The sequence below is a fragment of the Sphingomonas sp. GW821-FHT12D09 genome (assembly GCF_058807215.1).
In genome coordinates this window covers 796,508-819,541 of record NZ_JBXAQL010000001.1, presented here as the reverse complement: position 1 = coordinate 819,541, position 23,034 = coordinate 796,508, and the positions used below count along the sequence as shown (strand labels likewise).

The 23,034-nt window shown below is 65.9% G+C and carries 24 protein-coding genes; 18 read left to right on the top strand and 6 right to left on the bottom strand.

The window, feature by feature from the left end; all coding sequences use genetic code 11:
• Nucleotides 1-102: 102 nt before the first annotated feature.
• Nucleotides 103-1,632 (top strand): DUF1800 domain-containing protein, encoded by a 1,530-nt coding sequence (locus AC1RPL_RS03875; protein ID WP_493067934.1) that lies wholly within the window; start codon nucleotides 103-105, stop codon nucleotides 1,630-1,632.
• Between the two features lie 5 nt (nucleotides 1,633-1,637).
• A complete protein-coding gene (locus AC1RPL_RS03870) occupies nucleotides 1,638-2,795 on the top strand; it encodes a DUF1501 domain-containing protein (protein ID WP_493067933.1) in 1,158 nt (385 codons plus the stop codon).
• A 52-nt stretch (nucleotides 2,796-2,847) separates the two neighbouring features.
• Here the strand turns inward: AC1RPL_RS03870 and AC1RPL_RS03865 are convergent, their stop codons facing one another.
• Nucleotides 2,848-3,240 carry a response regulator gene (locus tag AC1RPL_RS03865; RefSeq protein WP_493067932.1) on the bottom strand — a complete coding sequence of 131 codons (393 nt, stop codon included), beginning with the start codon at nucleotides 3,238-3,240 and terminating at the stop codon, nucleotides 2,848-2,850.
• Between the two features lie 221 nt (nucleotides 3,241-3,461).
• Here AC1RPL_RS03865 and AC1RPL_RS03860 point away from each other — a divergent pair, with 221 nt between their 5' ends.
• The gene (locus AC1RPL_RS03860; RefSeq protein WP_493067931.1) at nucleotides 3,462-4,202 is read left to right on the top strand and encodes a Crp/Fnr family transcriptional regulator; all 741 of its coding nucleotides are present in this window, start codon (nucleotides 3,462-3,464) and stop codon (nucleotides 4,200-4,202) included.
• Between the two features lie 60 nt (nucleotides 4,203-4,262).
• Here the strand turns inward: AC1RPL_RS03860 and AC1RPL_RS03855 are convergent, their stop codons facing one another.
• The gene (locus AC1RPL_RS03855) at nucleotides 4,263-5,978 is read right to left on the bottom strand and encodes a pectinesterase (protein ID WP_493067930.1); all 1,716 of its coding nucleotides are present in this window, start codon (nucleotides 5,976-5,978) and stop codon (nucleotides 4,263-4,265) included.
• A 334-nt stretch (nucleotides 5,979-6,312) separates the two neighbouring features.
• Here AC1RPL_RS03855 and AC1RPL_RS03850 point away from each other — a divergent pair, with 334 nt between their 5' ends.
• The 11 genes from AC1RPL_RS03850 to tatC all read left to right on the top strand — a co-directional run bounded on the left by AC1RPL_RS03850 (nucleotide 6,313) and on the right by tatC (nucleotide 15,698).
• The gene (locus tag AC1RPL_RS03850) at nucleotides 6,313-7,017 is read left to right on the top strand and encodes a GDSL-type esterase/lipase family protein (RefSeq protein WP_493067929.1); all 705 of its coding nucleotides are present in this window, start codon (nucleotides 6,313-6,315) and stop codon (nucleotides 7,015-7,017) included.
• A gap of 101 nt (nucleotides 7,018-7,118) precedes the next feature.
• The gene (locus AC1RPL_RS03845; protein WP_493067928.1) at nucleotides 7,119-8,231 is read left to right on the top strand and encodes an acyltransferase family protein; all 1,113 of its coding nucleotides are present in this window, start codon (nucleotides 7,119-7,121) and stop codon (nucleotides 8,229-8,231) included.
• A 169-nt stretch (nucleotides 8,232-8,400) separates the two neighbouring features.
• Nucleotides 8,401-10,122: an arginine--tRNA ligase gene (gene argS, locus AC1RPL_RS03840; protein ID WP_493067927.1), complete on the top strand. Its 1,722-nt coding sequence runs from the start codon at nucleotides 8,401-8,403 to the stop codon at nucleotides 10,120-10,122.
• Nucleotides 10,123-10,131: 9 nt separating this feature from the next.
• Nucleotides 10,132-10,857: an SPOR domain-containing protein gene (locus AC1RPL_RS03835; protein WP_493067926.1), complete on the top strand. Its 726-nt coding sequence runs from the start codon at nucleotides 10,132-10,134 to the stop codon at nucleotides 10,855-10,857.
• A gap of 81 nt (nucleotides 10,858-10,938) precedes the next feature.
• Entirely contained in the window at nucleotides 10,939-11,946 is a 1,008-nt protein-coding gene (gene nagZ / locus AC1RPL_RS03830) for a beta-N-acetylhexosaminidase (protein ID WP_493067925.1), read from the top strand.
• 74 nt (nucleotides 11,947-12,020) lie between these two features.
• Complete coding sequence (locus AC1RPL_RS03825) at nucleotides 12,021-12,677, top strand: hypothetical protein (RefSeq protein WP_493067924.1); 657 nt, start codon at nucleotides 12,021-12,023, stop codon at nucleotides 12,675-12,677.
• 31 nt (nucleotides 12,678-12,708) lie between these two features.
• Nucleotides 12,709-13,443 carry a segregation and condensation protein A gene (locus AC1RPL_RS03820; protein WP_493067923.1) on the top strand — a complete coding sequence of 245 codons (735 nt, stop codon included), beginning with the start codon at nucleotides 12,709-12,711 and terminating at the stop codon, nucleotides 13,441-13,443.
• Complete coding sequence (gene scpB / locus AC1RPL_RS03815; RefSeq protein ID WP_493067922.1) at nucleotides 13,440-14,048, top strand: SMC-Scp complex subunit ScpB; 609 nt, start codon at nucleotides 13,440-13,442, stop codon at nucleotides 14,046-14,048. The genes AC1RPL_RS03820 and scpB overlap by 4 nt, the downstream gene beginning before the upstream one ends.
• A gap of 68 nt (nucleotides 14,049-14,116) precedes the next feature.
• Nucleotides 14,117-14,350: a twin-arginine translocase TatA/TatE family subunit gene (locus AC1RPL_RS03810; protein WP_493067921.1), complete on the top strand. Its 234-nt coding sequence runs from the start codon at nucleotides 14,117-14,119 to the stop codon at nucleotides 14,348-14,350.
• A gap of 50 nt (nucleotides 14,351-14,400) precedes the next feature.
• The gene (gene tatB, locus AC1RPL_RS03805; protein ID WP_493067920.1) at nucleotides 14,401-14,925 is read left to right on the top strand and encodes a Sec-independent protein translocase protein TatB; all 525 of its coding nucleotides are present in this window, start codon (nucleotides 14,401-14,403) and stop codon (nucleotides 14,923-14,925) included.
• Complete coding sequence (tatC, locus tag AC1RPL_RS03800; RefSeq protein WP_493067919.1) at nucleotides 14,922-15,698, top strand: twin-arginine translocase subunit TatC; 777 nt, start codon at nucleotides 14,922-14,924, stop codon at nucleotides 15,696-15,698. Before tatB ends, tatC begins: the two co-directional genes overlap by 4 nt.
• Nucleotides 15,699-15,753: 55 nt before the next feature.
• Here tatC and AC1RPL_RS03795 read toward each other — a convergent pair whose 3' ends face one another.
• The 3 genes from AC1RPL_RS03795 to AC1RPL_RS03785 form a co-directional block, all read right to left on the bottom strand.
• Nucleotides 15,754-15,888 (bottom strand): entericidin A/B family lipoprotein, encoded by a 135-nt coding sequence (locus AC1RPL_RS03795; RefSeq protein WP_493067918.1) that lies wholly within the window; start codon nucleotides 15,886-15,888, stop codon nucleotides 15,754-15,756.
• A 314-nt stretch (nucleotides 15,889-16,202) separates the two neighbouring features.
• Nucleotides 16,203-17,777 (bottom strand): sensor histidine kinase, encoded by a 1,575-nt coding sequence (locus tag AC1RPL_RS03790; RefSeq protein ID WP_493067917.1) that lies wholly within the window; start codon nucleotides 17,775-17,777, stop codon nucleotides 16,203-16,205.
• Nucleotides 17,778-17,787: 10 nt separating this feature from the next.
• Nucleotides 17,788-17,934, bottom strand: coding sequence for a NepR family anti-sigma factor (locus AC1RPL_RS03785; RefSeq protein WP_493067916.1), 147 nt, complete (start codon nucleotides 17,932-17,934; stop codon nucleotides 17,788-17,790).
• 304 nt (nucleotides 17,935-18,238) lie between these two features.
• Between AC1RPL_RS03785 and AC1RPL_RS03780 the strand changes: the two genes are divergently transcribed.
• The 3 genes from AC1RPL_RS03780 (at nucleotide 18,239) to AC1RPL_RS03770 (ending at nucleotide 20,005) form a co-directional block, all read left to right on the top strand.
• Nucleotides 18,239-19,036 carry a response regulator gene (locus AC1RPL_RS03780; protein ID WP_493067915.1) on the top strand — a complete coding sequence of 266 codons (798 nt, stop codon included), beginning with the start codon at nucleotides 18,239-18,241 and terminating at the stop codon, nucleotides 19,034-19,036.
• A gap of 71 nt (nucleotides 19,037-19,107) precedes the next feature.
• Nucleotides 19,108-19,245: a hypothetical protein gene (locus AC1RPL_RS03775; RefSeq protein WP_277769608.1), complete on the top strand. Its 138-nt coding sequence runs from the start codon at nucleotides 19,108-19,110 to the stop codon at nucleotides 19,243-19,245.
• A 103-nt stretch (nucleotides 19,246-19,348) separates the two neighbouring features.
• Nucleotides 19,349-20,005, top strand: a complete 657-nt coding sequence (locus AC1RPL_RS03770; protein WP_493067914.1) for a sigma-70 family RNA polymerase sigma factor — start codon at nucleotides 19,349-19,351, stop codon at nucleotides 20,003-20,005.
• A 79-nt stretch (nucleotides 20,006-20,084) separates the two neighbouring features.
• Here the strand turns inward: AC1RPL_RS03770 and AC1RPL_RS03765 are convergent, their stop codons facing one another.
• Nucleotides 20,085-20,267, bottom strand: coding sequence for a hypothetical protein (locus AC1RPL_RS03765; protein WP_493067913.1), 183 nt, complete (start codon nucleotides 20,265-20,267; stop codon nucleotides 20,085-20,087).
• A 62-nt stretch (nucleotides 20,268-20,329) separates the two neighbouring features.
• On the opposite strand from AC1RPL_RS03765, the gene AC1RPL_RS03760 reads away from it, so the two are divergent.
• On the top strand, nucleotides 20,330-23,029 hold the full coding sequence (locus tag AC1RPL_RS03760; protein WP_493067912.1) for a bifunctional [glutamine synthetase] adenylyltransferase/[glutamine synthetase]-adenylyl-L-tyrosine phosphorylase: 2,700 nt from the start codon (nucleotides 20,330-20,332) through the stop codon (nucleotides 23,027-23,029).
• Nucleotides 23,030-23,034: the final 5 nt, after the last annotated feature.

Genomic DNA, 23,034 nt, shown 5'->3' with positions numbered 1-23,034 from the left:
GCAAGCGACCAGGCGGGGCGGGCTGGCGGTGAACCGAATCTATGGCAAACTTCTGCGACAGTTTAGGTCTAGGCCTGAAATATAAGATCGCAGGGGAGTCGCATGACGGACGCCAGTATCGCCCTAAATCGCTTCGGACTCGGCGCCCGCCCGGGTGAGGATGCCGGGAGCGATCCCCGCAAATGGCTGGCCGCGCAGATCGCGGCCTTCGATCCCAGGCCCCAGGCGATCACCTCGCAGGTGCCGAGCACCCAGGTGGCGCGGGATCTCGCCGATTTCTACGAGCGCCAGCGCCTGCTCCGCCTGGAAAACCCCAAGCCGAAGGGCCAGCCCCAGCCTGCCCTGCCTGCCAAGCCTGCCGCTGCTCAGCCCGCGATGGCCGAAGGTGCGGCGACGATGCAGGAGGGCATGCAGCCGGGGGCCTCGATGCAGCCCGCGGCCAAGCCGCTTTACCAGGGCGAGGACGCGGCGATGCTCGCCCGGCGTGAGGCGCGGCGTGTCCAGCAGCAATATTATGTCGGCATGGTCTCTGCCCGTGCGTTGACCGCGATCACGTCGCCGACGCCCTTTGCCGAGCGGCTGGTCCATTTCTGGGCGAACCATTTCGCTGTCTCCGCCGACAAGCTCGAGCTGGTCGGCCTCTCCGGCACGCTGGAGTTCGAGGCGATCCGCCCGCATGTGATGGGCAAGTTCGGCGACATGCTCAACGCGGTCGAGCGCCACCCGGCGATGCTGCTCTATCTCGATCAGGCGGTGTCGGTCGGCCCCAACAGCCCGGCGATGCAACGGCAAAAGGCGCGCAAGGGCGGGCTCAACGAGAATCTCGCGCGCGAGATCATGGAGCTCCACACGCTCGGCGTGCGCAGCGTCTACACCCAGGCGGACGTGACCGAATTCGCCCGCGCGATGACCGGCTTCACCCTGGCCGGGATCGGCCGTGCGCGCGGGGCCGGCAATCTGGGCGGCGAGCCCGGCAGCTTCGTCTTCGCCGACCGGGTGCACGAGCCGGGCACGCGCACGATCCTGGGCAGGCAATGGGGGCAGGAGGGCGAGGCCCAGGCCGCCGCGGTACTGAACTTCTTCGCCACCCATCCGGCGACCGCGCATCATATCGCCACCAAGCTCGCCCGCCATTTCGCCAATGACGATCCGCCCCCGGCGCTGGTCGCCAGGCTCGAAAAGGCGTTCCTGTCCTCGGGCGGCGACCTGCCTACGGTCTACCGTGCGCTGATCGCGGCGCCCGAATGCTGGTCGCCGGTGCCGGCCAAGTTCAAGTCACCCTGGGAATGGTCGATCTCGGCGATGCGCGCGCTCGGCACGCAGCAGGTGCAGGCCAATGCGGTCAACGGCCTGATGGGCCAGCTCGGCCAGCCGACCTGGAAGCCGGGCTCGCCGGCGGGCTGGGACGATGTCGCCGGCGCCTGGGCCGGGCCGGACGCAGTGATGCGCCGCGTCGAGGCGGCCGAGCGCATGGCCCAGCGCACCAAGAACCTGATCGACGCCCGCGCGCGTGCGACGGAGCTCTTCCCGGGCGCGCTCAGCCCCGGCACCGCCCAGTCGATCGCCCGTGCCGAAAGTCCGGGCCAGGGCCTCGCCCTGATGCTCGTCTCGCCCGAATTCATGCGGAGGTAAGTCCGATGACTGCTCTTTCCCGTCGTACCTTCGTGGCGCTGGGCGCCTCCGCCGTCCTCGCCACCAGCTTCGGCTCGAACCTGGCCTTTGCCCGGGCGAAGACCGATCGCCGCTTCGTCTTCATCATCCAGCGCGGTGCCGCCGACGGCCTGCACACCGTCGCGCCGGTGGGCGACCCCGCCTATGCCGGCCAGCGCGGCCAGCTCGCCGAGGATTTCGCTACCGCGCCCAAGCTCAACGACATGTTCGCGCTGCATCCGTCGATGAAGAACATCTACGGGCTCTACGGCGCCAAGCAGGCGCTGTTCCTCCACGCCGTCGCCTCGCCCTATCGCGACCGTTCGCATTTCGACGGGCAGAACGTGCTCGAGACCGGCGGCACCTCGGCCTATCAGGTCAAGGACGGCTGGCTGAACCGGCTGCTCTCGATGCTCCCGGCCGACGACAAGGCGATCGCGCTCGCCGCGACGGTGCCGCTGGCGCTGCGCGGCCCGGTCGAAGTCGCGAGCTATGCGCCCTCGTCGCTGCCCGACGCCTCGGACGACCTGCTGATGCGCGTCAGCCAGATGTACCAGGGCGACCAGCAACTGCACGGCATCTGGGAACAGGCGACCGCGACCAAGGTGCTGACCAGCGACCTGGCCTCGAACAACGGCAAGAACGCCGCCGATACCGGCGCGCTGGCCGCCAAGATGCTCTCGGCCGAGAACGGCTCGCGCATCGCGATGATCGAGACCGGCGGCTGGGACACGCATGCCGGGCAGAAGGGGCGCCTGGCGGGGCAGCTCAACGGCCTCGACCAGATGATCGGCGCGTTGCAGACGGGCCTGGGGCCATTGTGGAGCAACACCGTGGTGCTGGTCGCTACCGAGTTCGGCCGCACGGTGAAGGTCAATGGCACGCAGGGGACCGATCACGGCACCGGATCGTGCGCGATGCTGATGGGCGGCGCGGTCAACGGGGGCAGGGTGCTCGCCGACTGGCCGGGCCTGGCCGACGCGTCGCTCTACGAGAATCGCGATCTCAAGCCCACCACCGGGCTCGACACGGTGATCGGTTCGACCGTCGCCGCGCATTTCGACCTGATGCCGCAGACCGCGACCAGGAAGCTGTTCCCGGAACTGCAACTGGCCAAGCCGATGCAGGATCTGCTGCGCGCCTGATGCCCTTGTCCCCGGCGCTCAGTCGCCGGGGGGACCCCCGCTAGCGGGTGGATTAGTGCAATTGATCCCCGTCGAGCATGTCGTGACCTGGCGCGACCTGCTGGAGCAGCGCAGCGAGGACCTTGGTCGGCCGGGCGGGCTTCATGACGAGGGGCAGGTCGGGATGCCGCGTCGCCAGTTCGTCCGGCAATCCCTTTCCAGAGTAGATCACGAACGGCACCGCCTGCTCGATCAGCGTGAGCGCCAGCGGCGTGACGTCCCGATCGGCCAGGTTCGCATCGAGTATCGCGGCCTTGACCGGCACTTCCTTGACCAGTTCCAGAGCGGCCGCGACGGTTTCGACGGGACCTACGGGCCGGCCATCCAGCTCGACGATCGCGAGCATGAGCTCGAGGGCGACGATCGGCTCGTCTTCGACGATGAGAATGGGGAGTCCGTTGAGCATGTTCGTCCTCCGTCGAGCGAGAGTACAGGGCCTCCCAGCCGCGGGCGCTCAAGGACGAAACCGGCGATCGATGACGCATAAGATAATATGGATTAGCTTCCTAGTTTAATAATGCAGCGACACGTCAAAGGTTGTGGTCTAGGATAAGCTCACCATCGGCCAGACACTTGGCTGTCGATGGCTGAGAGATGCGATGCGCTCCCGTCAGAAAGGAGCGAATCGTGACATCTTCTGCTCTCGCGCCGATGCTGGAAAAGCTGCAGCTCTGGCTGTCGCTGGACACGCGGGAGCAGGCCGCGATCCTGTCGCTTCCGCATATCGTCCGCACGCTGCGCGCCCATGAATATATCGTGCGTGAGGGCGATCGGCCCACCCATTGCTGCCTGTTGATCTCGGGCTTCGCGATCCGGCACAAGATCGCCGGCAATGGCGGCCGCCAGATCTTCTCGATCCACATGAAGGGCGATGTGGTCGATCTCCACAACTCGATCCTTCGCCGTTCGGATCACAATATCCAGGCGCTGACCTCGGTCGAAGTCGCGATGATCCCAGTCGCCGCAGTCAAGCAGCTCGCTGCCGACTATCCGCTGGTCGGCCAGGCGATGTGGTACGAGACGTTGGTCGATGCCGCGATCTTCCGGGAATGGACGCTCAATGTCGGGCGCCGCGATGCACGGGCGCGGACCGCGCATCTGCTGTGCGAATTCAATGTCCGCCTGTCGGTTGCCGGGCTGGGCTCGGCCAGCGACTTCACGCTGCCGATGACGCAGGAGCAGCTGGCCGATGCGCTCGCGCTGACCAGCATCCATGTCAACCGGACGCTCAAGGCGCTCGAGCAGGAAGGGCTGATCGAGCGCGCCAAGCGCGCGGTCCGTATCCTCGATTTCGATCAGCTGGCGCGTATCGGCGATTTCGATCCGGGCTATCTCCACCTCGACCGAGTCGTTCCTCCGCGAAGCTGAGGCGCCGCGAAGATATCGGGCGCCATCGCGGGGAAGTCCCCGCGATGGCGCCCGGATAGGTCAGGGTGCCGGGTTCCAGCCGACCGTGCCGTTCCACTGCGCAAAGGCCTTGGCGCGGGTGTTGATCCCCGAAAGGTTGGCGGTGCTGCTGCCATAGGTGGTGTTGCGGCCGGTCATCGACAGCGCGGTGCCCGCGGCATTGAGCGAACCGCTCTCGCGCCAGCCTTCGCTCGCGCTCGGCAAGAGGTTCGGGATCGGATTGATCCACCAGCCCGCCGTGGCGACATGGGCACCCATCTTCACGCCGACATAGGCGACATTGTCACAATATTGCGTGCCGTTCGCCGCCGATCCGCCGCCGAGCACCAGCATCGTCTGGCAATAGCCGCCCGCCTGGTACACGCCGCCCGAACGCGCGAGATAGGTCGATCCGGCGGGCACGGTGCCATCGGCGGTCAGCGATCCGCCGAGCACCACGAAGCCGGGATAGCCCTTTGCCGAGCGCGCCTGGAAGACATAGCCGCCCGAAGTCGGTGCCGACGGGTCATAGACCGTGCGCAGCTCCGAATTCTCAAGCACCATCGCATAGGGATACCCCCAGATGAAATCGACATCGCCGGCGACCAGGCTGTTGTAGATCCACACCCAACCCTTCATCTGCAGCGTATCCTGCGTACCCAGGAAGTTCATGTCGGTGCCGATGAAGCGCGATCCGTTGATGTTGGCGGAGTTGTAATAGATCACCTCCGCCTGACTGTTCTGGGTCGCGTCCTTCACATGCGTGTTCTGCATCGTGAAGTTGCTCACCTTGATCAGGTCGCCGCCCTCGACGAGGAACACTGCGCGGCCGCCGCCCAGCGAGAGCCGGTTGCCCAGCGCCGACGCGCCGCCGATGTTGGTGAAGGTGGTGTTCGCCGCCGCGCGGCTGCCGCCCACGCCGGGATTGAACGCTTCCCAATTGTTGTTGGTCACCACCGTGCCGGCACGGCTTTCGCCCGTGATCGTCAGGTTGCTGACGTTGCGCAGGAACAGCTGCTCGTCATAGGTGCCGTTCTTGATCGCGATCGTCTTGGCGGCGGCGTTGCCGGCGCCGCACGAACTGCAGCCCACGGTCATCATGTAGTTGAGCGCGCCTTGCACCGAGCGGAAGTCCGCCGCGCCGTCGTCATCCACCGTGACGGCGGTCGTCGAGGTCGGCGCCGACTTGGTCTTGAAGGTCCACGCGGTCGCGCCGCTGATGCCCTGGAAGGTGCTCGAACCGTTGAACGAACCGTTGAACGCCGCCTTGTCGACGGTGACGTAGTAGGAGGTGTCATAGGCCAGCACATTGTCGTGCAGCTTGATCGACACGGTGTTGCCCGCGATCTTGACCGGGCGATAATAGGTGAAGCGATACTGGGTCAGGCTGGGCACGCCGTTGCCGATCTTGTCGATCTCGGTGTTGCCGTTGCCGAGCGCGACCTGGGTCTCGCCGCCGGCGACGACCACGTCCGCCGAGGTGTCGATCGTGTCGACCAGCGTGCCGTCGTTCTTGTAGACTCGGATCTTCCCGCTGCCGGTCGCCACCGGTGCGCCGGCGAAGGTCAGCTTGAGCAGCGTGTCCTTGTACGCGGCTGTCTCGCCATTGGCGGGCAGGACGCCCGTAACCGCGGCGCCGGGCGTAGGTGTGGCACTCGGGCTCGGCGTCGGCGTCGCGACCGAGCCGCTGTCGCTTCCGTTGCATGCCGACAATGCCAGTATAAGTGCGATGCTCGCACCTGTGGCGCGCAGTTTCATTTCGCCTCTCCCCATATGATGGTCAGGTTTGTCCTGATCCATTCTCCACCATCTATCTTGATACCGGTGTCAGATGCAGTCAAGGCGTAGATTGTGCTGGTATGACGTCAGTCCAGGATATTGGAACTACGCGCTATTTTCCTCGGTGCGTCCCGTTTTCGACGCCGCAAAGCGCGCCGCCGTGGCCGATAAGGTGATATCGGTGTCATCCGCGGCGAGGGAAACTGGGTAATGCGCTGATATCGCAGGCAAGCCCGCCAACCCGTCCTTAACCAGCAGCCGCTATGCTGCGCGGATTGCAAGTTGAGGGTCGTGCTTGTCCACGCAACCAGTATTGGCAGCTCCCTGGCGCACGGCGCTTGCCGCATTCGGCAAGTGCATGCTCGCGCTCGCGATATTCGCGGGGATCTTCGGCACCTATATGTGGATGCGGGCCCGTGAGCCGCTGCCCGGCGCCTCGGCGCGCGAGGGCGCGTGCGTGCTGTGGTTCGTCGGCAGCTCGTCGATGAGCCGATGGACCTCGCTCCAGGAGGACCTCCAGCCCTGGACGGCGCAGAACCGCGGCATCGCCGGGGCGACGATGTCCGAGCTCAATCTCCATTTCGCGCATGACGAAGCGAAGCACGCGCCCCAGGCGATCGTCTATTACGCCGGCGACAACGACCTCGCCTTTGGCCGCAGCGTGGACGACGCGGTGGCCGATCTGCGCGAATTCCTGGCTATCAAGTCGCGCCTGTTCGGCAAGACGCCGGTCTTCCTGATCTCGCTCAAGCCCAGCCCGACGCGGTGGGACCAGCGCGCGGGGCAGGAGCAGTATAATGTCGCGGCCAAGGGTATCGCGCTGGAGCGGACGGACATCGCCTATGTCGATATCGTGCCGCTTCTGCTCCAGAACGGCCGGCCGGGACCATTCTTCAAGGAAGATGGGCTGCACCTCAATGACGAGGGATACCGGCGCTGGAAGGTCGCGTTGCGCCGAACGCTCGATGCGCGCTTCACGCCCGCCGTACTGGAACGCTGCAATCCGGGCAGGACCTGAAAAATCGCGGTGTCCGCCAATTCGGTGCGAAACCGGAACAACTGATTAAGTAGTTTAACCTAGATCAGCCTCGCCACGCTGCATTTCGCGGCACCTGGGGGATGATCTTGCAAGGCGAGCGTATAGCCGGGCTGGATAACTGGCGGGCATTGCTGATGCTCGCTGGAATCTTTCTGCATGCGACCATGGTGCAGGAAGTCGACCTGCCCCTGTTCGATCTGATCGCCCGGATATCCGCCAACTTCCGCATGGGGGCCTTCTTCGCGGTGGCGGGGCTGCTCAGCCTGTACGCGGTCCGCAAGCATGGCGCCGATGCCTGGCTGGCGCGGCGGCTCTTCCAGATCGGCTTCCCCGCGATCGTCGGGCTGTTCGTCCTCGCGCCGCTGATGAGCATGTGCCTCAGCTGGCATTGGTATGGCAGCGCGGTGCCGGGCCTGCCGGCGCTGGGCTGGTGGCATTTCTGGTTCCTGGTCGATCTGCTGCTCTACGCGCCGCTGACCGTCTGGCTGTATCGCACCGATCGGGAAACCGGGCTGTTCGCCGCGATCGATGCCTGGGTCGAGGACAAGCGTCCCTCGGTGACGATGATGATCCTCGGCGTGGGGCTGGTGACGACCATCCTGGTCCAGTCGATCGTCGCGCTGGCGGCGTTTGCCGGGCCGTATCGGAACGCCGTCTGGACGCTGCACCAGATCGTCAGCTTCGCGCCGCTCTATCTGTTCGGCCTGGTGCTGGCGGGGGCGCCGGCACTGCTTCGCCGGGTGACGGCGCGCACCGGGCCGGCGCTCACCGTCCTCGCGTTGGTCTTCACCCTCTGCCTTGCCTCGCGCATGTTGCCTGGCGGGAGCGACGGCCTGTTCGCCACGCCGATGAGCCCGCTCAACGTGATCACCGCCGGGCTGTGTCCGCCCGCGGTCACCGTGCTGATCCTGCGTTCGGCGCTGGGGATCCGCGAGACGCCGGCGCTGTTCCGGCGCGTCGCCGATGCAAGCTTCACCATCTACATGCTGCACTTCCCGATGATCCTGTTGCTCGACATGCTGCTCGATCCGCTGCGGCTCGATCCCTATGCCGCCTATGTGCTGACGGTGGGGCTGGCGGGATGGCTTTCCTATCTGGCGCACCGCCTGATCGTCCGGCGGTCGCCGCTTGCCGCGCTGCTGCTCAACGGAGTCCAGCCGAGCAAGGCCCGCGCCGTCGCCGCGGCCGAATAGAGGCTGTCCTACAGGCCCGGAACCTGCCATAGCCGCATGGAACATAGTAGGAACTTCGGCTGCTGTTTTTATACCCGGCAAGCGCGAGCTTAGGGAAGTTTGGGCGGGGGCTGTGAAGTTTCAGCCGCATCCGCTAAGGCGCGCGCTTCCTTGATTGCTGGAACCCTGAATGACGCTCTACGTACGCTTCACCGCGCATCTGAACCTGGCCCTCGATGCGCTCGTCCTCGCCGGCGACCTGCCCGCGGGGCTGGAGCGACGCGCGGTCACGGTGGAGCCGCCGCGCGACGCGTCGCATGGCGATCTGGCGACCAACGCCGCGATGGTGCTCGCCAAGCCGGCCGGCACCAATCCGCGCGCACTTGCCGAGAAGATCGCCGCCGAGCTGGAGAAGCTGGACGAAGTGTCGGCGGTCTCGATCGCCGGTCCGGGCTTCATCAACCTCACGCTCACCGATGACACCTGGCGCGGCGAGCTGACCACGATCCTCGACGCCGGTGACGATTATGGCCGCTCGACGGTGGGCGCGGGGACGACGGTCAATGTCGAGTATGTCTCGGCCAACCCGACCGGCCCGATGCACATGGGCCATTGCCGCGGCGCGGTGGTGGGCGACGCGCTGGCGACCCTGCTGGAGTTCGCCGGGCACAAGGTGATCCGCGAATATTACGTCAACGACGCCGGCGGCCAGGTCGACGTGCTCGCGCGCTCGGCGCAGCTGCGCTACCGCGAGGCGCTGGGCGAGACGATCGAGATTCCCGAGGGACTCTATCCGGGCGAATATCTGAAGCCCGTCGGCGCGAAGCTCGCCGCCGAGTTCGGCGACAAATATGTCGGCGCGCCGGAGAGCGAGTGGCTGGGGATCTTCCGCAAGGAGGCCGTCGCTGCGATGATGGACATGATCCGCGCCGATCTGGCGCTGCTCGGCATCCATCACGACCTGTTCTCGTCCGAGGCGGAGCTGCAGGCCGCGGGCAAGCCGGAGCAGGCCGAGGCGTGGCTGCGCGAGCGCGGCTATGTCTATGACGGCGTACTCGAGGCTCCCAAGGGCGAGACGCCCGAGGATTGGGAGCCGGTCGAGCTGCCGCTGTTCCGCTCGACGCAGTTCGGCGACGACCAGGACCGCCCGATCAAGAAGTCGAACGGCGCCTGGACCTATTTCGGCGCCGATCTCGCCTATCACTTCCAGAAGGCGCAGTCGGCCGACGCGTTGATCGACATCTGGGGCGCCGATCACGCCGGCACGGTGAAGCGCATCGTCGCGGCAGTGCAGGCGCTGACCGGCGGCGAGACCAAGTTCGACGTCAAGCTGGTCCAGATGGTCCGGCTGCTGCGCGATGGCGAGCCGGTGAAGATGTCGAAGCGCTCGGGCAATTTCATCACGCTCGCCGACGTGGTGAACGAAGTGGGCAAGGACGTGGTCCGCTTCACCATGCTGACTCGCAAGGCCGACGCCCAGATGGACTTCGATTTCGCCAAGGTCGTCGAGGCGTCGAAGGACAATCCGGTGTTCTATGTGCAGTACGCGCATGCCCGGGTCGCCTCCCTGCAGCGGCGGACCGTCGAGGCGGGGATCGAGTGTCCCGATGTGGACCTGTCTCTGCTTGATACACAAGAGCTTCGGCTGGTGCAGGCGGCGGCGCAGTTCCCGCGCATCGTCGAGGCTGCGGCATCGGCCCGGGAGCCGCACCGAATTGCTTTCTATCTCTACGACTTGGCGGGCGAGCTCCACAGCCTGTGGAATCTTGGGAAGGATGATGCGAGCCGTCGATTCCTGATTGTGGATCAGGCGGGGTTAACGTGCGCGCGGCTTTATCTGGCGCGTTCTATCGGGCAGATTATCCGCAATGGCCTCCGCATCATGGGCGTAGAGGCCGTCCAGGAGATGTAAGGAATGAATATGCGTGGGGGGGAGGCCGGATTCGGAGACGATGACCGCCTTCCCTGGCTCGAGACGGTGGAGGAGGACTATCGCGAAGGCCCGTCCTTCGGCCGTATTCTTCTGCTCGTCCTCCTGCTCCTCGCCGTCATCGGCGCGGTGGCGTTCGGCTATTATTGGTATCAGAAGCAACGCAGTCTGGTCGGCAATGGCGAGCTGATCGCCGCGCCGGCGGGCGAGTACAAGGTCAAGCCCGACGAGCCGGGCGGCATGAAGGTGGAAGGCGAGGGCGACACCGTCTTCGCGACCAGCCAGGGCAATGCCGGTAATTCGAGCATCGACACCAACGCGCTTCCCGAAGCGCCGGTGGATGGCAGGAAGGTCGCCGACAAGGCACCGTCGCTGACCGGCGAGAAGGCCGCCAAGGTCGCCATCCCGTCGGGTACGACTGCTGCGGACCAGCCCAAGCGCGTCCCTGCGCTTGCACCGGCCGCTACGTCGGCGGCGGGATCGGGCGCGCTGATCCAGCTCGGTGCCTTCCCGGACGAAGGCGGCGCCAACGCCGCCTGGGCGCGGCTCTCGAAGCGCTTTTCCTATCTGGCGCCGCTCGGCAAGTCGGTCGAGCGCGGCGAGAAGGACGGCAAGGCCGTGTTCCGCCTGCGGGTGAACACGGGCTCGAACGGCCAGGCCAAGGAGCTGTGCGGCAAGCTCAAGGTTGCCGGCGAGAACTGCTACGTGGCGAACTGAGGTCGAGGCCATGCCGCGCAGGCATGGCCAACCAGCTCGGAGGGGCTTATCCGGCGGCTCCCGCTTCGCTAGGAGGGGCGCATGAAGCCAGTAATCTTCGGCGTATCCGGCCTGTCGCTCACGGCCGAGGAGCGCGATTTCTTCCGTGACGCCGATCCGCTCGGCTATATCTTCTTCAAGCGCAACTGCGAGAGCCGCGACCAGATGCGCGCGCTCACCGAGGAGCTGCGCGAGCTCAGCGGCCGGGCCGATCTGCCGATCCTGATCGATCAGGAGGGCGGCCGGGTGAGCCGGATGGTGCCCCCCGAATGGCCGGCCTTTCCGGCAGGCGAGGTGTTCGGCAGGCTCTACGATATCGCGCCGATCTCGGCGATCGAGGCGGCGCGGGCGAATTACCACGCGCTTGGGCTGATGCTGGCGGAGGCGGGCGTCACCGTCGATTGCGCGCCCTTGCTCGACGTGGTCACGCCCGAAGTCACCCAGGCGATCGGCGACCGTGCGTTCGGCGCCGAGCCGATGCGGGTCGCCGCGCTCGGCCAGGCCTGCATCGAAGGGCTGCGTCGGGGCGGCGTGGTCGGCGTGGTCAAGCACATGCCCGGCCACGGTCGCGCGCTGGTCGACAGCCATCTCGAACTGCCGCGCGTCAAGGTCGATGCCGCCGCGCTGGAGCAGGACATCGCCCCCTTCCAAGCGCTGAAGAACGCGCCGATGGGCATGACCTGCCATGTCGTGTTCGAGGCCTGGGACGCCGAGCGCCCGGCGACGCTCTCGCCCAAGGTGATCGGCGATATCATCCGTGGCCGGATCGGTTTCGACGGGCTGCTGATGACCGACGATATAGACATGAAGGCGCTCTCGGGCACGCCCGGCGAGAAGGCGACGCAGGCGCTGGCCGCGGGCTGCGACGTTGTGCTCGATTGCTGGGCGCGGATGGACGAGATGATAGAGATCACCGGCCTGCTGCCCGATACGACGCCGGAGTGCATCGAGCGGCTCGATCGCGCGATGGCGACTACGGGGGCCGACGAACCCGACACCGATTTCCGCGAACTCGTGGCAAAACGGGACGAATTGCTCGCGCTGATTTGATTCAGTTCATTGCCGGGACAGGAGCCGGCCTGCATGCTCTCTCGCGGGGATTGTTCACTCGCGGGGGAGCGAGCATGAAGCTTCGTAGTTATGCGTGGCGCCACGTCGAGGAAGGCGAGGCGAAGAAGTTACTTGGAGCGGTAAACGATCAGGTTCGGCCGTCGCCGCTGGATCCCAAGACGGTGCAGGTCTGGTCCGCGCCGCTACTCTTCCATGCCGATACCGATCTGGTGAAGATAGTTGATCAGAGCCGGGGGGTACCCAATTGCCGGTTCGCATTGATGGCGCGCGGCGAAGCGGTGCTTCTCGATCACAGCAACAAGCCGATCTATGCGCACAATGCTCGGTTCGGCATAGACGTCGATCCCGACAATGCGCCGGCCTATGCCGCCTTCTTCTTCGATCATGTCGGCGGCCCGCAGGGGCGGTTCCGGATCGTTGAATCGGGTCAGGACCTGGCCTGGCACGCCGATGCCGGTCCGGCCGAGATCGCGGCCGCGGCGGTGGAGATCCGGCCGGTGCTCTATTGCGGAATCGACAAGGGCACGATCCTGCTAACGGCATCAGTCGTTTTCAAGACCAGTCTGTTTCGCTCCGACATCTGCATCGCCGCGAACGGCAATGTGGAGATGCGCGACACCGAACTGCTGGTCGAGCGGCTGCCCATCCGGCCCGATTGCACGCCGGGCACCGATCCCTTCCATATCGCCTCCGAAGGCCAACTCTATTGAGCGGGCGCGCCGGGACTGCTTAAGTCCGGCGATGGACGTCGAAACACCCGACATTCTGAAGATCGATATCGACGGCTGGGAAGGGCCGCTCGATCTGCTGCTGACGCTGGCGCGTACGCAGAAGGTGGATTTGCGCCAGATCTCGATCCTCCAGCTTGTCGAACAATATCTCGGCTTCGTGAACCAGGCGCGCGAGCTGAAGCTCGAACTGGCCGCCGACTATCTCGTGATGGCCGCCTGGCTCGCCTATCTGAAGTCCGCGCTGCTGCTGCCGCGCAATCCCGAAGAGACGCCGAGCCCCGAGGAACTGGCGCTGCGCCTGCAGCTGCGCCTCGAGCGGCTGAACGCGATGCGCGAGGCCGGCGCGCGGCTGGTGGCGCGCGACCGTACCGGTCGCGACGTGTTCCTGCGCGCGGCACCCGAGGGGCTTCGCGTGCTGCGCAAGGCGCGCTGGGAAGCCGAGATATACGACCTGATCGCCGCCTATGGCCGGATCAGCGCGCGCACCAGGCCGGTGATGCACGTCGTCGCCCACCGCGACGTGATGACACTGGAGGCGGCGATCGCGCGCGTCTCGTCGCTGATCGGCACGCGGATCGAGTGGAGCACGCTCCAGTCCTTCCTGCCCGAGGACGCGAGCGGTCCGTTCGCCAAGTCGGCGCTCGCCTCGTCCTTCGTCGCCGCGCTCGAACTGGCCAAGCAGGGCAGGGTGGAGCTCCGGCAGAAATCGGCCTTCGCCCCTCTCTATCTCAAGGCCGCCGAATGACTCCCCAGGATGCTGCCTCGCGCGCGGTGGAAGCCGTGATCTTCGCCGCCGAGCACCCGCTGAGCGTGGAGGAGATCCGCGCGCATGTCGGCCCCGAGCTGGACGTACGCGCGACGCTGGCGGAGCTGGAGGCGCTCTATGCCGGACGCGGCATCGAGCTGGTCCGCCGCGGTGACCGCTGGCATTTCCAGACTGCCGCCGACCTCGCCCATCTGCTGCGCCGCGACCGCGAGGAGAGCCGCAAGCTCAGCCGTGCCGGTATCGAGACGCTGGCGATCATCGCCTATCACGAGCCCGTCACTCGCGCCGAGATCGAGGCGATCCGCGGCGTGCAGATCTCCAAGGGCACGATCGACGTGCTGATGGAAGCGGGCTGGGTGCGCCCCGCCGGACGCCGCGAAGTGCCTGGGCGACCGCTCATGTATGCCACCACGCCGGGCTTCCTCACCCATTTCGGCTTGTCCAGCCGGCGCGATCTGCCGGGGATGGACGATCTCAAGGCCGCCGGCCTGCTCGATCCGGTCGATCTCGCCATCGAAGCGCTCGGCGAAGGGAACGAAGACCCAGAACCCGCCGAAATCGAAAGTGTAACAGACGACGAATAGGGGCCGTTCGGCCATTGCCGCAGGTTCCGTCGGAGCCTAGATAGGGCTTGAATCAAGGAGATTTCGTTATGGGTATGGGCAGCATCTGGCACTGGCTTCTGCTGGGCCTGGTCGCGATCCTGCTGCTCGGCGGCGGCCGCTTCTCGAACATGATGGGTGACGTGGCCAAGGGCATCAAGCAGTTCAAGAAGGGCATGACGGAGGACGACGACGACAAGCCGGCGACCCGTATCGAAGGCAAGGCCGCGCCCGAGCCGCCCGTGCAGCGCGAGGCCGAGCCCGCGCGCGACGAGAAGCTCTGATCTTCCGCTCCCGGCCTGCGTGCCGGGGGCCGCTTCTGGCGAATTAATCGATGCTAGATTTCAACGCGCCCGAATTCGTGGTGGTCGCCATCGTGGCGCTGCTGGTGATCGGGCCCAAGGATCTGCCCAAGGCGATGCGCTTCGTGGGCAAATGGTTCGGCAAGGCGCGCGCCGTTGCGCGCCAATTCCGCTCGGGCTTCGACACCATGGTCCGTGAAGCCGAGCTGGCCGAGCTGGAGAAGCAATGGGCCGAGGAAAATGCGCGGATCATGTCCGAGCATCCGCCCGCGGCACTTCCCGCGCCTGAGGCTGACGTGCACCTCGTTACCGAGGATGCGGCGCCCGTCATGGTCGAGCAGCCGGCGATCACCGGCGAGACGCCCGGTGTATCCGCGCCCAAGCCCAAGCGTACCCGCAAGGCGCCTGCCAACGCCACCGAGGCGGCAGAGGCGGTCGCCAAGCCTGCGCCGAAGCAACGCGCGCGCAAGACATCCGCTGCCGCTCCGTCCGAGATTGCGCCCAAGCCCGCATCGAAGCCGCGCGCCCGCAAGCCCAAGGCCGAGGCAGCCGAATGAGGGACATCGACGACACCCAGCAGCCGCTCCTGGAGCATCTGATCGAACTACGCCGCCGCCTGCTTTACTGCGTGGCCGCGCTGCTCGTGACCTTTTTCGTTTCGATGTATTTCTCGAAGGAGATCTACAGCGTCCTCGTCCATCCGCTCGCAGCGGCGGGGCAGAACAAGATCGTCTTCACCCAGATCTTCGGTGCCTTCTTCGTGCAGCTGAAAGTGGCGTTCTTCGCCGCGATGATGCTGTCCTTCCCGGTGATCGCGACCCAGCTCTGGCAGTTCATCGCGCCGGGGCTCTACAAGCAGGAGAAGAAGGCGCTGCTGCCCTTCCTGCTCGCCACACCTTTGCTATTCATTGGCGGCGCGTCGCTCGCCTATTTCGTTGCGATCCCCACGGCGTTGCACTTTCTGCTCGGCTATCAGGGCAATCTGGGCAACAGCGGCGTCACGCAGGAGGCGCTGCCCGAGGCCGAGAAATATCTCGATTTCGTGATGCAGTTCCTGTTCGCCTTCGGCATCACTTTCCTGTTGCCGGTGCTGCTGATGCTGCTCGAACGTTCGGGGATCGTCAGCTATGAGCAGCTCAAGAGCGCCTGGCGCTATGCCGTGGTCGCTGCCTTCGCGATCGCCGCGGTGCTGACGCCACCCGATATCGGCTCGCAGCTGCTGCTCGCCTTCCCGCTGGTCGGCCTTTATTTCCTGTCGCTGGTAGCGATCTGGTTCACCCGCCGGCGGCGGACTGCCCAGGAAAAGACGGAAGCGGCCGAGGTCGCCTGATACGAAAAACCCCTCCCGGGCAGGGGAGGGGCCTTCGTAGCTTCTTGCGACTGGCTTACTTGGCGTCGTCGGCCGTCTTGGCGACGGTGGAACCCGCCGAGGAAACGTCCTTGCCCACGCCTTCGACCGTGTTGCAGGCCGAAACCAGCACCGCGCCCGCAAGGGCGGCACATGCGATGATCTTACGCATAACTCTCTCCAAAATACCGGACCGCAAAGGGGTCGGGAATCAAATGCGCGGCGCCGCGCAAACGTTCCGTCTGCGGAGCAAATCGCCGGCCCCTGGCGGAGCCAGGCACTGTGATTTGGGAGATTGGGAGGCCCCGAAAAGTTTTAGGCCCGGAAGCGTCACCGGGGGGGGAGGGTTGACGCTTCCGGGCCCATGTCTTGGATAGCGAGAGCGGGGGGGCAAAAGGTCACTATCCGAAGTACAAAACGGACCATCCGGTCTGGGGTTCCACGCAGTTCGAATTTTTTTCGAACTTTTTTATCCGGGGTTTTGCCTCAGGGACGGCCGGTGATCGCGATCGCCGCTTCATAGGCGCCAGTCAGCGGATCGTGGTGCAGCTTGGTGCGTAGCTGACGGGCAAGGCCGCCGATCACTCGGCCATAACGGCTCTCCACCAGGCCCTCGAGCATGGCGCTTTCCACCAGTGCAGGCGAAGTCACGCGCAACAGGGCGCGGGTATCGTCGTCGTCGATCAGCTTGATCGCGATGCGGATGTGCGCGGCTGGATTGCAGTTCATCGCCAGCTCGACGATCTCGGTGAGCAGGAAGGCGACGGCGATCGCCACATCCTGGTTTACCAGCACGGGCTGGATTTCGAGCACGACGCTCAATCCCTGGGCCCGCTCCGGCGCGGTGGCACGGATGTTCGCAGCCAGCTCGCCGATCACCGAACGCAGGTCGAGCCCGCGATTTTCCTCGAGCTCGGCATAATGGTGGCGATGGACCACGGCGAGCGCATCGACGCGGCGCTGGATCGAGGCATAGGCCTCGCTCGCTTCCTCGCTCTTGGCGCTGCGGGCGTGGAAATTGATAAGGCTCGCAATCACCTGCAGGTTGTTCTTCACCCGGTGATGGACCTCGCGGGTCAGTTTGGTCTGGCGCAGCAGGCCCTCGGCCAGGTCCTTTTCATGCTCCTGCACCGTGCTGGTGATCTCGCGGAACGTGTCGCCCAGCTCGCGGATCTCGACGGCGGGCATGTCGCTCAGGCGCTTGATGTCGAGCACTTCGCCGGGCTTGTAGGCGCCCACGCTGGTGCGCAGGCGACGTAGCGGGCGGATCAGCAGGATATCGACCACGAGCCAGCTGATCCCGGCGGCCGCGAGCCACATCAGCACCAGCACTATGGTATTGATGATCATCGGCGAGGTGATCGGGGTGCCGAGCATCGACATTTCGAGCGATACGCCGTCGATGCCCAGATCGTTGGGGATCGTCTCGCGCCGGGCGAGCGGACCTGCGCCTTCGAGCTTGCGCAGCGCCAGCCGGTCGCCATGGCGGACCAGCGCCGCGCCATAGTCGGGCACGAAACCGCTTGGCTGGGTGATCGTCGCCAGCGCGCTGACCGGATAGAAGGCGGTGGCGGTGCCCCCGGCCTTGCCGCCGATGCGAAGCGTCATCCCGTCGTCGGTGAGCGCGGTGCGAACCTGGCGCGGCTGGAGCACCTGCTTGCCGGCAATCGCGAAATTCTGCCCGCAGATCAGCTGGCCATTGCTGTCGGTGATGGCGAAACGTGCGCCCGCAGCGGTGGCGAAGGTGCCGGCGAGGCGGGTGCAGGCGGGAGCATCATGCGGATTGACTTCCAGGGCCTCGATCGCGCTGGAGAGCTGACTGACGTGATTGACCAGCAGGTCTCGCAGCACGCCCGAACTCTCGCTCGCCGCGGCGCCAAGGCGCGCGCGTGCCTCGGTATCCGAATTGCGGGTGCTCTGCAGGGTGGTGAACAGCGCGATCAGCGCCAGCGGCAACAGGCTGAGGATCAGGTAGAAAAACACCTTGGCGCCGGTAGGCATAGCCCCCAGCGCCGCGGCCGGGCGAACGCCGGCGCGTGTTTCGTCGTCCGTGATTCCCATCACCTCCGGACTAATCGAGCTTCTTGAGCAGGTCGAGCAGATCGTCGGGCACGGCTTCGCTCAAGGCCTCATCATAAGCCTGTTGCAGCGCCTGGCCGACATTGCGACCCGGGCGACCGGTTTCCTTCCCGCCATCAGACTTGGGCGGCTTTTTCATATTGTCATCCGCGGAACGCACCAATTCCCCCCTGTGCCATGGCCCCAGCCACGGCCCGGACTAAAAGCGACCTCTTCCGGATGCAATGTCCGGAATTGAACGAAAGACACCGGTCGCATGGCGCCGACGTCTGAGCAGCAACACTACGCAGCATCCGCCATGAAACCAAATAGCCCGTCGTTTGTTCCACAGGCGATGCATATTCCGGGGAGGGGCTCCTACGGGTAGCATAAATTGAAGTTTGCAAGGTTGGAACGGGGATGAAACAACCCCGTTCCGCACTCGTATGGAGAATGACTCTACAATGTCGCTTGGACAGCAACTCGCGCCGCACCTTCCCTTGCTCCGCCGCTATGCGCGTGCGCTCACCGGCAGCCAGGCCGATGGCGACCGCTATGTGCGCGCGGCACTGGAGGCAATCGTCGCAGCGCCGGATCAGTTCCCCCGCGAAGTCGATCCGCGGCTTGGCCTGTATCGCACCTTCCAGGCGATCTGGCAGTCGACGCACCTCGAGGAAGAGGACGTCATCGAAGACACCACCAATGAGAATGAGGCGATCGCCCGCAAGCGGCTCGCCCAACTCACTCCGCTGTCGCGCCAGGCGCTGCTGCTCACCACCGTGGAGGGCTTCAGCATCGAGGACGCGGGCTATCTGATCGAAGAGGATGCAGGACAGGTGCAGAAACTCGTTGGGGAGGCCGTGGCCGAGATCGAGCGTCAGACGCGTACCCGCGTGATGATCATCGAGGACGAGCCGCTGATCGCAATGGATCTCGAGCAGATCGTCCGCGACCTTGGTCATGAGGTGACTGGCGTCGCCGTCACGCGCGACGAAGCCGTGGCGCTGGCGATGGAGGACCGGCCGGGCCTGGTGCTGGCCGATATCCAGTTGGCCGACGACAGCTCGGGCATCGATGCGGTGAAGGACATCCTGGCCGAATTCTCGGTGCCGGTGATCTTCATCACTGCCTTCCCCGAGCGCCTGCTCACCGGCGAGCGCCCGGAGCCGACCTTCCTGATCACCAAGCCGTTCCAGCGGGAGACCGTGAAGACGACGATCAGCCAGGCGCTGTTCTTCGATCAGGCGACCGTCCCCGCCTGATATCCTGCGAAAAAACCGGCGCGGGTTCCATATGGTACGGACCCAAAACGGATTTCGTTGGTTGAGATGGCATGGCTGAGAACGAAAAATCCGTCCATCTCGACACGGAAGACGCCCGCGCCGGCGCCACGCCGCATATGACGCGCTATGTACTGGGCATCGGCCTGGTACTGGTTATCGTCGCGTTCGCGATCATTCTTCTTTTCTGAGCAGAACGAAAGCGAGGGGCATGCTATGCTGGCAATCGCTGCTGCAACACCTATTTCTGGAAAGGGCCGGTTCCATCCGGCCCACCTAAACAAGCGGGATCGAATGAGTCAGTCGGAAGAGCCTGAGGACACGGGGACCGAGGCGCCGTACGAGCATGTTTCGCTCTCGGATCCCGAGTTCAAGAAGCAGCTGGCAACGGTAATCCCGCATCTGCGCGCCTTCGGGCGCTCGCTGTCGGGAAGCCGGGACCTGGCCGACGATCTGGTGCAGGAGACGCTGCTCAAGGCATGGGCGGCGCGCAAGCGCTTCCAGGCCGGCACCAACATGCGTGCCTGGACCTTCATCATCCTGCGCAATCTGTATCTGAGCCAGATGCGCCGCGCGCGCTTCAAGGGCGAGTGGGACGATCTGGTCGCCGACCGGCTGCTCGCAGCCCCGGCCAGCCAGGATCGCCATGTCGAGCTTTCCGACATGCAGCGCGCCTTGCTTCATCTTCCCCAGCCGCAGCGCGAAGCGCTGATCCTGGTCGGGGCAGGCGGCTTTGCGTACGAGGAAGCGGCCGAAATCTGCCAGGTGGCGGTCGGCACGATCAAGAGCCGCGTCGCGCGTGGCCGAGTCGCGCTCGAGCATCTCCTGTCCGAAGGCCAGCTGCCGTCGCGCCGCATCGAGCCTGGCACCGCCGAGGGGAAGACTGCGCTCGACACGATCATGGCCGAGGTCGACGATCTCAGCCGAGATCGCGACCTGCCGGCGAAATAGGCCGGCTTTCAGCCCCAAGGTTCAAAGGCCGCGTTCCCCAAAAGGGAGCGCGGCCTTTTCACTCCTCCGAACTTGAAATTCAGTTGGCGTACGATTCGTCGCGATTGAGCTGCCGGAGCATCGCGGCCATGTCGTCGGGCAATCCGAGCTCGCGCGCATAGGCATCGCGCAGCGAGAGCGCGATTGCGTCGCTGGCGCGCGGCGCCTCGACCCGATATGCGGGCTGCTGGGCGTCGGTGGCCGATGAGGTCGAGTGGCTCATATTGCTAGAACAATTCAGTTCTCTTTTTGTTGCTTGACAGATTGTAACGCATCGTTTCGCAGGTGACTGATTCCGTGACGGAAACTTCTTCTTCCGCTGATCTTGCCGATGCCGTCGCCCGGGCGCAGGCACATGCTCCCTTCCTCGAGAACCTGCTTGGCCGTGAAGCCGAGCTGGTCGGCAACCTGGAGATGGCACTTGCCGATCCCCTCGCCGCGGCGCGAAATTTCGAAGGGGAGCGGACGCCGGGCGCGCGCCTGAGGATCGAGCGGCGGCGGCTCGCGCTGGTCGTCGCGCTCGGCGATCTGTCCGGCCGGTTCGACCTCACGCGCGTCACCCACCTGCTCACCGATTTCGCGGACGATGCGCTGGACCGTGCCATTCGCACGGCGATCCTTGAGCGCACCCCCGATGCCTCCCCCCAGGGCTTCGCCGCTATCGCGCTTGGCAAGCAGGGCAGCCGCGAGCTCAATTACTCGTCGGATATCGACCCGATCCTGCTCTTCGACCCCGAGACCTTGCCCTGCCGCCCGCGCGAGGATGTGCAGGAAGCCGCGGTGCGCATCGGCCGCCGCGTCGTGGAGCTGCTCCAGGCGCGCGATGGCGACGGCTATGTGCTGCGTGTCGATCTGCGCCTCAGGCCCTCGCCCGAAGCCACCCCGATCGTGCTGCCGGTAGAGGCGGCGATCTCCTATTACGAAAGCCAGGCGCTGCCTTGGGAGCGCGCCGCCTTCATCCGCGCACGCGCCTGTGCCGGCGACCGGGCGTTGGGCGATTATTTCCTGGATGCGATTCGCCCGTTCGTGTGGCGCCGCGCGCTCGACTACGGCACGATCCGTGAGATCCGCGACATCAGCCGCCGCATCCGCGACCATTATTCGCAGTCCCAGCTGTTCGGCCCGGGCTATGACCTGAAGCGGGGCAGGGGCGGCATCCGCGAAGTCGAGTTCTTCGCGCAGATCCACCAGCTCATCCATGGCGGCCGCGAGCCGGCGCTGCGAGCCCCCGCCACCCGTGATGCGCTTGCCGCGCTGGCCGAGGCAGGGCGGATCGGCGAGGACGAGGCGCGCGACCTCACCAACGCCTATGTCACGCTGCGCACGATCGAGCACCGGCTCCAGATGGTCGACGATCGCCAGACCCACCAGCTGCCCGAGAACCCGGCCTCGCTCGACAATGTCGCGCGCCTGGCGGGATTGGCCGATGGCACCGCTTTGACCGACCTGCTGCGCCCGCATGTCGTGCGGGTCGGCACGGTCTATGACAGCCTGGCCGGCGAGGGCGAGCAGCGCCTGCCGAGCAAGACGGAGGCGCTGGAGGGGGAACTGGGGACCGCCGGCTTCGAGCATCCGGTCGCGGCCGCGCGGATCGTCCAGGGCTGGCGCGGCGGCACCTATCCGGCGCTCCGCACGCCCGCGGCGCGCGAGGCGCTGGAGTCCGTGCTGCCCGGGCTCATCCAGGCCTTCGCCAAGGCGCCCGACACCGTCCACGCGATCACGCGGTTCGACGCGATGCTCTCGCGCCTGCCGAGCGCGATCAATTTCTTCCGCCTGCTCGAAGCCCAACCTGGCCTGGCCGAATTGCTCGGCCAGATTCTCGCGCTGGCGCCGACGCTCGCCGAGCAGCTGGGTCGCCGTGCCGAACTGCTCGACGGGCTGATCGACGCGACTGCGCTGGAGCCGGTTCCCGATGTCGAAGCGCTCGCCGCCGGCATGCGCGGCTGGGAGCCGGGGTCGGACTATCAGTTCCAGCTCGAGTTCGTCCGCCGCTTCGTAAACGAGAAGCGTTTCGCCCTGGGCGCGCAAATCGTCGCGGGGGTCAGCGATCCGCTGGAAGTCTCCGGCGGCTATGCCCGCGTCGCCGAGGCGGCGATCGAGACGCTGGCCGCGGCGACGGTCGAGGAATTCTCGCGCAATCATGGTGCGGTGCCGGAGAGCGAGCTGGTGATCCTCGCGCTCGGGCGGATGGGCGGGCAGGCGCTCACCCATGCCTCGGACCTGGATCTCGTCTATCTCTTCACCGGCGATTATGCGGCGGAGAGCGACGGCGCCAAGCCGCTCGGCGCGGTGATGTATTACAATCGGCTCGGCCAGCGCGTCACCGCAGCGCTTTCGGTGCCGACTCCCGCCGGGCCGCTCTACGAAGTCGATACCCGCCTGCGTCCCTCGGGCGCGCAGGGGCCGCTGGTCGTCTCGCTCGAGGGATTTGAGAAATACCAGCGCGGAGACGCCTGGACCTGGGAGCATATGGCGCTCACTCGCGCTCGCCCGGTCTATGGCTCGCCGGCGGCGCGCGGCAAGGTGCAGGCGATCATCGACGCGGTTCTGGGTGGCGCCCGGCCCGATCGCGACATCCCCGCCGAAGCGGCGAAGATGCGCGCCGACATGGCCGGCCACAAGCCGCCCAAGGGGCCGCTCGATGCCAAGCTGCTCGATGGCGGGCTGGTCGATCTCGAATTCGCGGTGCACGTGACGCAATTGCTTCATCACACAGGCTTCGAATCGCGGCTAGGGCCCGCAATCGACGAACTGGTGAGGAAGGGGCTGCTGCCGGCCGCGATGCGCCCGGCGCATGACTTCCTGACCCGCCTGCTGGTGACGATGCGCCTGGTCGCGCCCGATGCGCAGCCGCCCGGCCTCGCCACGCAGGCGCTGATCGCCCGCGCGCTCAAGCTCGAGAGCTGGGACGCGGTGGTTGCGCAGCTGGAGCAGACCCGGCAGGAGGTCCGCGATTGCTGGGCAGCGGTGCGCGGCGGGTCTTGAGGAGA